Origin of the sequence: Protofrankia sp. CiT1, assembly GCF_917627335.1 — a bacterium.
Taxonomy (GTDB): domain Bacteria; phylum Actinomycetota; class Actinomycetes; order Frankiales; family Frankiaceae; genus Protofrankia.
Map to the genome: position 1 here is coordinate 14118 of NZ_CAKJTP010000004.1, position 6352 is coordinate 20469.

A 6352-nucleotide genomic window follows, 5' to 3' on the forward strand; every position below is an offset into this window, starting at 1 on the left:
GCATCGATGGTGGACCTGGCCGCCTCCTTCGCTCCCGACCTGCCGGCCGGGTACCAGGCACTCGTCGGATGCCTTCGGCAGGAGCACGGTGCCCTGGACCGCACCCTGCGGGACCAGGCTCTCGACCTGGCCGATCCCGGCGGTGACCACCAAGCGGTTCGTGCCCTGACCGGCGGTGAGGCAGTCGTCAGAGCCTGGAACGCCCGAGCCACCGCGCTGGCGCTGTACTACCAGGCCCTCGCGCGGCAGCGTGATCCGCGGACAGTGCTGCGGACTCTCCTGCACAAGCACCATGTGCGCGCCGTCGGTGTCGATCCGACCCTGGAGAGGGAAACCGGGCGCCTCGCCCGCGCCGCCGCACTGCGCCACCTCGCTCTGGCCGGTGCCCGGTGACCCCCGGCACCGGTGCCGCGGTGGAGACGTTCTCCGCCGACGACGCGGTCAGACAGTCCCTGGCCCGAGGCCCGGCCGGGACGGCGCTCCTGCAGATCGAGCGGGCCCGGACCGGCTCGGGTAGCTGGGACACCGCACAGGCCCACATCCGGCGGGCCGTCGCCGGGCCGGTCGACGCCGCCGAGCACACCGGCCTGTACTACGGGGCGCCCGCCCTCGCCTTCCTCCTGCACGCCGCCGCCGACGGGAATCCCCGCTACCGCAGCGCCCGCGACACGCTGGACACCCACATACAGCGTCTGACCCGCCAGCGGCTGACCCTCGCTGCCAGCAGAGCCGAACGCGGCGAGCCCACCACGTTCGCCGAATACGACCTGTTCTACGGCCTGACCGGCATCGGCGCCCTCCTGCTCCGCAGCCACCCCGACAGTGAGATCCTCGCCGACCTCCTGCGGTACACGGTCAGTCTGACCCGGCCGCACCGCGAGAACGGTGTCGACCTGCCGGGCTGGTGGGTCGCACATGACCCGGACGACGCTCTGCCGACTCCGGGTGGGCACGCGAACCTCGGCATGGCGCACGGCGCGGCCGGCCTGCTCGCCTTCCTCGCTCTCGCCGCCGCGGAAAGGAGCCTGGTCGACGGCCAGGACGAAGCGATAGCCACCCTGACCGACTGGTTCGACCAGTGGCGCCAAGACGGCGCGGACGGCCCCTGGTGGCCACAGTGGATCACCCGCGAGGATCTGCGCACCGGCCGCCCCACCCAGACCAGCCCCGGCCGCGTCTCCTGGTGCTACGGCACGATCGGCATCGTCCGCGCTCAGCAGCTTGCCGCCCTCGCCATCCACGATCATCGACGGGCACAGGACGCCGAGGCCATCCTCGCCGCCGCTCTGACCGATTCCCAGCTCGACCGGATCAGCGATCTCGGCCTGTGCCACGGCCTGGCCGGGATCTACCAAACCGCCTATCGAGCCGCCCGTGACGCGCGAAGCTCCGCCATCGGCCGCCGGCTTCCCACGATCGCCACCCGGCTCGCGCGGCACGCCACCGCCTCTTCCACCTCCAGCGGGCAGGACAGCGGGCTGCTGACCGGCGCTGCGGGGATTGCCCTGGCCAGTGGAATCCACCCGACATGTCGGACCGCCACGCACGGGATGGGACACATGCCTGCTCATAGCCTGAGCATCACCGCCCCCCAAGACCTCGCTGCCGGCGTCATCGCGGTGCTCGCCGGCGCCGACCTGCACGCCACAGCCACCAGCAACGCGCTCGACCCCGCCGACCTGGCCGACGCGGTACGGGTCTACCAGGCGGCTGGACTCGCGGCGCTTGAACAGCGCGCCGACCAGAACTGCTACCAGGTACGGGTCCAGTTCCCCGACTGGTCCACCGCCGAAGCCACCGCCGCCACACAGCTCGGCCCACGCCTGGACCAGCTCCAGGCCGGCGGCGCGGTCGGCGGCTGGTGGTTCCTGCGCAAGCACCCCTGCTGGCGGCTCCGCCTGCACCGCGCGGACACCACGGCCGTCGACCAGGTGCTCGACGAGCTGACCGCCATCGGAGCACTCACTCGCTGGTGGTCGACGGTCTACGAACCGGAAACCTTCGCCTTCGGCGGCCCAACCGGGATGAACGCCGTCCATGAACTGTTCTGCGCTGACAGCCGCGGCGTCCTCGACTACCTGCGCCACGACACCCCCGGCCTCGGCCGCCGCGAACTCTCGATCCTGCTGATCAACGGCCTCCTACAGGCGGCCGGCCTCGACACCTTCGAACGCGGCGACGTCTTCGCCCGGGTCGCCGGCCTACGCCCCGCCTCACCGGCCGCCGACCACCCGAAGATCGCTCAGCTCGCCGCGAACGTGCGGCTGCTTCTGTCCATCCCCGACCTGCCCACCAGCGACCTGTTCGCCTCCGGCGGGCCGGTCGCGCATGCCGCCCCCTGGCTCACCGCCTTCGACACCGCCGGCCGTCAACTCGGCGACGCCGCCGCACAGACAAAGCTCGGCCGCGGACTCCGGGCGATCCTCACCCATGTGCTGATCTTCCAGTGGAACCGGTTCGGCCTGTCCGCCACCAGCCAGGCCGTTCTCGCCCGCGCGGCTGCCACAGCCCTCCTGCCTGGGGACTAGCGGATCATGAATCCCGTAGCATTGGCCGTGGCTTGCTTCTTCCCCTTGATCAGCCGTCCCCGCCTGGCCTGCCCGCCTCTCAGCCGAGGCCCGCACGGCCTTGGCGGAGAGCACGCCGACATACTCGTGGGAGCTCCAGGTGGCAGCCTGTCTGGAAGTGATCTGTGCTGAGGACACACCTACTCAACGCCTCCGGCCTGAGAGCGGGAACCCTGCCTGAACCGCTACTGGAGTCCGTTCTCAGCTCCGCCCGCACCGCCGAAGCTGCGATCGTTACGTCGATACACCCTCAGTGACGGTGATCTCGGTCAGTACCCGCGGGCGCTCGGCCGGCCTTGAGCGCCGTCGACGGCGACGTCGGCTCCGTTCACCCAGCTAGCCCGGTCGGACAAAAGGAAGGTCACCACGTCCGCGACCTCCTCGGCGGTGCCCAGCCGGTGCGCGGGGAAGTCCCGCTGCACGAACGTCTCGAAGTCCTCCGGATGCTGGCGGGCGTAGTTCTCCCAGCCGCCCCCGGGGAAGAGGATGGACCCTGGGCTCACCGCGTTGACCCGCACGTTGAACGGCCCCAGCTCCCGGGCGAAGGCTGAGGCCAGGTAGATCTCCGCGACCTTGGCCGCCCCGTACTGCGCCCGGGGCGACGGCTTCGAGGCCGAGATCGACGAGACGATGACGACCGATCCGCCGCCGTTCTTCTTCATGTGCGGGACGGCCGTGCGGATGGCTCGGACGGCGTGGCCGGCGTTGAGGTCGAACGTCTGCGCCCAGTCTTCAGGGGTCGAGTCGAGAAGGTCCCCTCCGACGGTGCCACCGACGTTCGCGACCAACAGGTCGACGCCTCCGAAGCGATTGGCTGCCTCCTCGACGAACCGTTCGACCTGGCCAGGCTGGGTCACGTCGGCGATCAGGCTGAAGACGTCCGAGTCGCCCAGGCCGAGGCTCGCTGCGGCCTGGGCGAGGGCGTCGGAGTCGCGTCCGCAGATCCCGACCCGGCAGCCCTCGGACGCAAGGCGGGACGCGATCGCCCGGCCGATGCCGCGAGAGCCACCGGTGACGAGCGCGACCTTGCCGTTCAGATGAAGATCCACTAGAGGATGTCCGCCTGTCGATCATGTGCCGCTGAACCGGCGCCGGGGTTGGAAGGGGCCCGCCGCTGCATGCTGCGGACCGTGCGGGACAGGTTCATCTGGCGCTCACGTAGGTCGCGGACGGCCGACAGCTCCTGGTAGGGGCGCAGCTCCCGCACGACCTCACTGGTGCGGCGAACGATCAGATCCACCGGGCGTTCGGTCGCGCAGATCTCCAGCGCCTCGACGGTCACGGCGCACGCCCTGTCCGGTTCCTTCTGTCGCACCGCGGCGAGCGCGAGGTCGACCCGGGCCAGGGCCCGCGCGACCGGCCAGTTCACCGCCGTCGCGTCGCACAACGTCACCGCCTGCTGGGCGAAGGTCCGCGCCTTCTCGGGCCGGCCGAGCGCCGTGTAGGCCGTGCCGGCGTAGAACGGCAGGTAGGGGTAGTCGAAGGAGAAGATGCTGTGCGAGGCCTTCTCCGTCACCGACTCGAAGGAGCCCTCCGCGCGGGCGAACGCGACGCTGACACCATCGGCGTCGCCCAGACGCGCATGGGCTCGTCCCTGCTGCGCAAGGAGTCGAGTCTGGACGAAGGAGTTCCGCGGGGCGATGTCCAGACCGGCAAAGGCATAGCGCAGCGCGTCCGCCGCGGCACCGGTGTAGAAGGCAATCATCGCCTGTGTTCCTCGGACCCATGCCCCCAGCCGCGTGTCGCCGGATTCCGAGGCGAGCTGCCACGCCGTCAGGCAGTGCGCGTGCGCCACGGCGCTGTCACCGAGATCGAGCGCCAGATGCCCCATCAGTCCCGACAGCCATCCACCGACGACACACAGGCGCTGCCGCTGGCTCAGCGTCTGTCGGCCCGCCGCCATCACGGAGACCCGCTGCCGGCACTCGCGGACCTGGACGAACAGCTGCTCGGGCGGCGTATGCAAGTAGGACAGGCCGAACCGCTGCACCTCCAGATCAAGGTGCTCCAGCGTCGTCGAGCCGAGATCGGACTCCTCCCAGCGCTGCCCGAACATCGCCGACTCCACCGCCGACTGGGCGAGTAAGGCCGTGACGGCAGACGCGCCCGCAGCAGCGAGAACCTCGCGACGCTTCGTCGGTGACCCCTCTCCCTCGACCCCGACAGACACCGGTATCCGCGAACGCACGGCGGGAGGCCTGGATATTGGCTCATTGTCCACGAACGCCGGCAGAAGCGCAGGCCGCGGCGGTCCCTCCGATGCCGAGAGCCGCGGAGGGAAGTCACGATCAGAGGCGCTGACGGTCCGCGTGGCCGGCGGCCGGCCACGCGCTGCGCTGACCTCCCGTACGCAGCTGTCGAGGAGAAGAAGATCTGCGGGTGCCAGGTGCTCACGATCGTCAAGGTCGAGAAGATGATGGATGTCCGTGCCGTACACGTGCGCGAGCAGGGCGAGGATCTGCGGGGTGGGCCGCCGCGCGCCCGAAGCCGGCCACGACTCAAGCTCCGACAGCCGCGGCCCCGTCATGCTCGCCCGGCCCACCGGATCGAGCCCGAGGCTCGCTGCCTGAGCATTGATCGCGTCGGCGGCCTCCTAGAGCGTCCACCCGAACGCGTGCCGGAACGCGGCTCGCGGCCGGAAGCGGAACCGCCGTCCGAACTCACCGGCGATCTCGTCATGGCTCATACCGAACTCGCGCATCCGACCACGAAGCTGCCGCTGCTCGGCGCGTTGACTGACACGGGCCACTGCCGGCTCACCCAACCCTCTGGACTGGGAAAATGAGGCCGCCTCCCGCCGCGATCAGCCACCGGAAGCGATCCTACGGTATGGATCTGTCACGTTAGCGCGCGCCGTGCTCCGGAGCGTGCTTGCCGCGACACTCCTTGACGAAGAGCAAAAGATCGTTCCGCGGACTGACTGCCGACTGACGTTGTGTGATGACTACGTTGGGCCGTCGAGCAGCTCGTCGAAGAACGTATCCAGCGTTACGTGGGCAGCAGTGTTGTCGACGAACTCCCAGCCTCCGAACCGGTGCACTTCGTATCCCCGCAGCCGTAGACGCCGCTCCTCGGCCATCATGGCCGCGTACGCTGCGGGATCGGCCGTCCCGTCAGGGCGGGCATAGTGGTGCTTGCCGTCGATCTCGATGACCACCCGTCGCCGACCTGGCAGCAGAAGCAGGAAGTCCATCCGCTGCCGCACGAGTGCCGAGCGTCGGCCACCTGTGCTGCTGTACGGGTCGTAGTGCAGATACACCTGCGGGATCAGGGCGGGCTGGTCGAAGCCGGCCTGGTACCGCTTCGTGTAGCTGCGGAACAGCGTCTTCTCGGGATCGCTGTCGAGGGACGTGTGAAGACGGGTCCACAGATGCCGGGCGGCGACGTCGGTGTTGGCCGTCTTCAAGGCTGCTGACCACCAGTCCACGAGCTCCGACCACATGAGCCCGCCTTCGCTGACGGGCAGATCGTAGTAAAGGCAGAACTGCCCGTTCTCGACAACTTCGACCACGTTGTCGATGGCGTCGCGAAGCACGATCTTGGGTTTGGGTCCCGTTGAGGCGAAGATGAGATTGCGAACCTCGCTGCGGACGCCGCGTGCCGCAAGACCGTCGACCATCGTCTGCAGGGACGGATCGTTCCACTCCTCCAGGAGGCGGCCGGCGATCCGCCGCAGCTCCGCCATCGGCTTGCCCGTGAGCTTGCTTTGGACGTAGATCCGCTTGCTGCGGAACGGGTCCTCGCCCTCCACCACAGGAGCGAGGCCGAGACCCTCGCAGAACTCT

4 protein-coding genes and 3 pseudogenes are annotated in these 6352 nt (G+C 69.6%); 3 read left to right on the forward strand and 4 right to left on the reverse strand.

Going from position 1 to position 6352, the window contains the following annotated elements:
• The 3 genes and pseudogenes from MJ785_RS01445 to MJ785_RS22105 all read left to right on the forward strand — a co-directional run.
• Window positions 1-393: pseudogene (locus MJ785_RS01445) on the forward strand (lantibiotic dehydratase); the annotation flags it as partial.
• A pseudogene (locus tag MJ785_RS22100) lies at window positions 390-1578 on the forward strand (lanthionine synthetase C family protein). The pseudogenes MJ785_RS01445 and MJ785_RS22100, both read left to right, overlap by 4 nt.
• On the forward strand, window positions 1560-2528 hold the full coding sequence (locus MJ785_RS22105) for a thiopeptide-type bacteriocin biosynthesis protein (protein ID WP_370652841.1): 969 nt from the start codon (window positions 1560-1562) through the stop codon (window positions 2526-2528). The pseudogene MJ785_RS22100 and the gene MJ785_RS22105 overlap by 19 nt, the downstream one beginning before the upstream one ends.
• A 308-nt stretch (window positions 2529-2836) precedes the next feature.
• Here the strand turns inward: MJ785_RS22105 and MJ785_RS01455 are convergent, their stop codons facing one another.
• From MJ785_RS01455 to MJ785_RS01470, 4 genes and pseudogenes are all read right to left on the reverse strand, one after another.
• The gene (locus MJ785_RS01455) at window positions 2837-3616 is read right to left on the reverse strand and encodes an SDR family NAD(P)-dependent oxidoreductase (protein WP_239379928.1); all 780 of its coding nucleotides are present in this window, start codon (window positions 3614-3616) and stop codon (window positions 2837-2839) included.
• Window positions 3616-5094, reverse strand: a complete 1479-nt coding sequence (locus tag MJ785_RS01460) for a M48 family metallopeptidase (protein ID WP_239379929.1) — start codon at window positions 5092-5094, stop codon at window positions 3616-3618. The genes MJ785_RS01455 and MJ785_RS01460 overlap by 1 nt, the downstream gene beginning before the upstream one ends.
• Before the next feature lie 66 nt (window positions 5095-5160).
• The gene (locus tag MJ785_RS01465; protein WP_239379930.1) at window positions 5161-5316 is read right to left on the reverse strand and encodes a hypothetical protein; all 156 of its coding nucleotides are present in this window, start codon (window positions 5314-5316) and stop codon (window positions 5161-5163) included.
• Between the two features lie 195 nt (window positions 5317-5511).
• Window positions 5512-6352 (reverse strand): annotated as a pseudogene (locus MJ785_RS01470) (hypothetical protein); the annotation flags it as partial.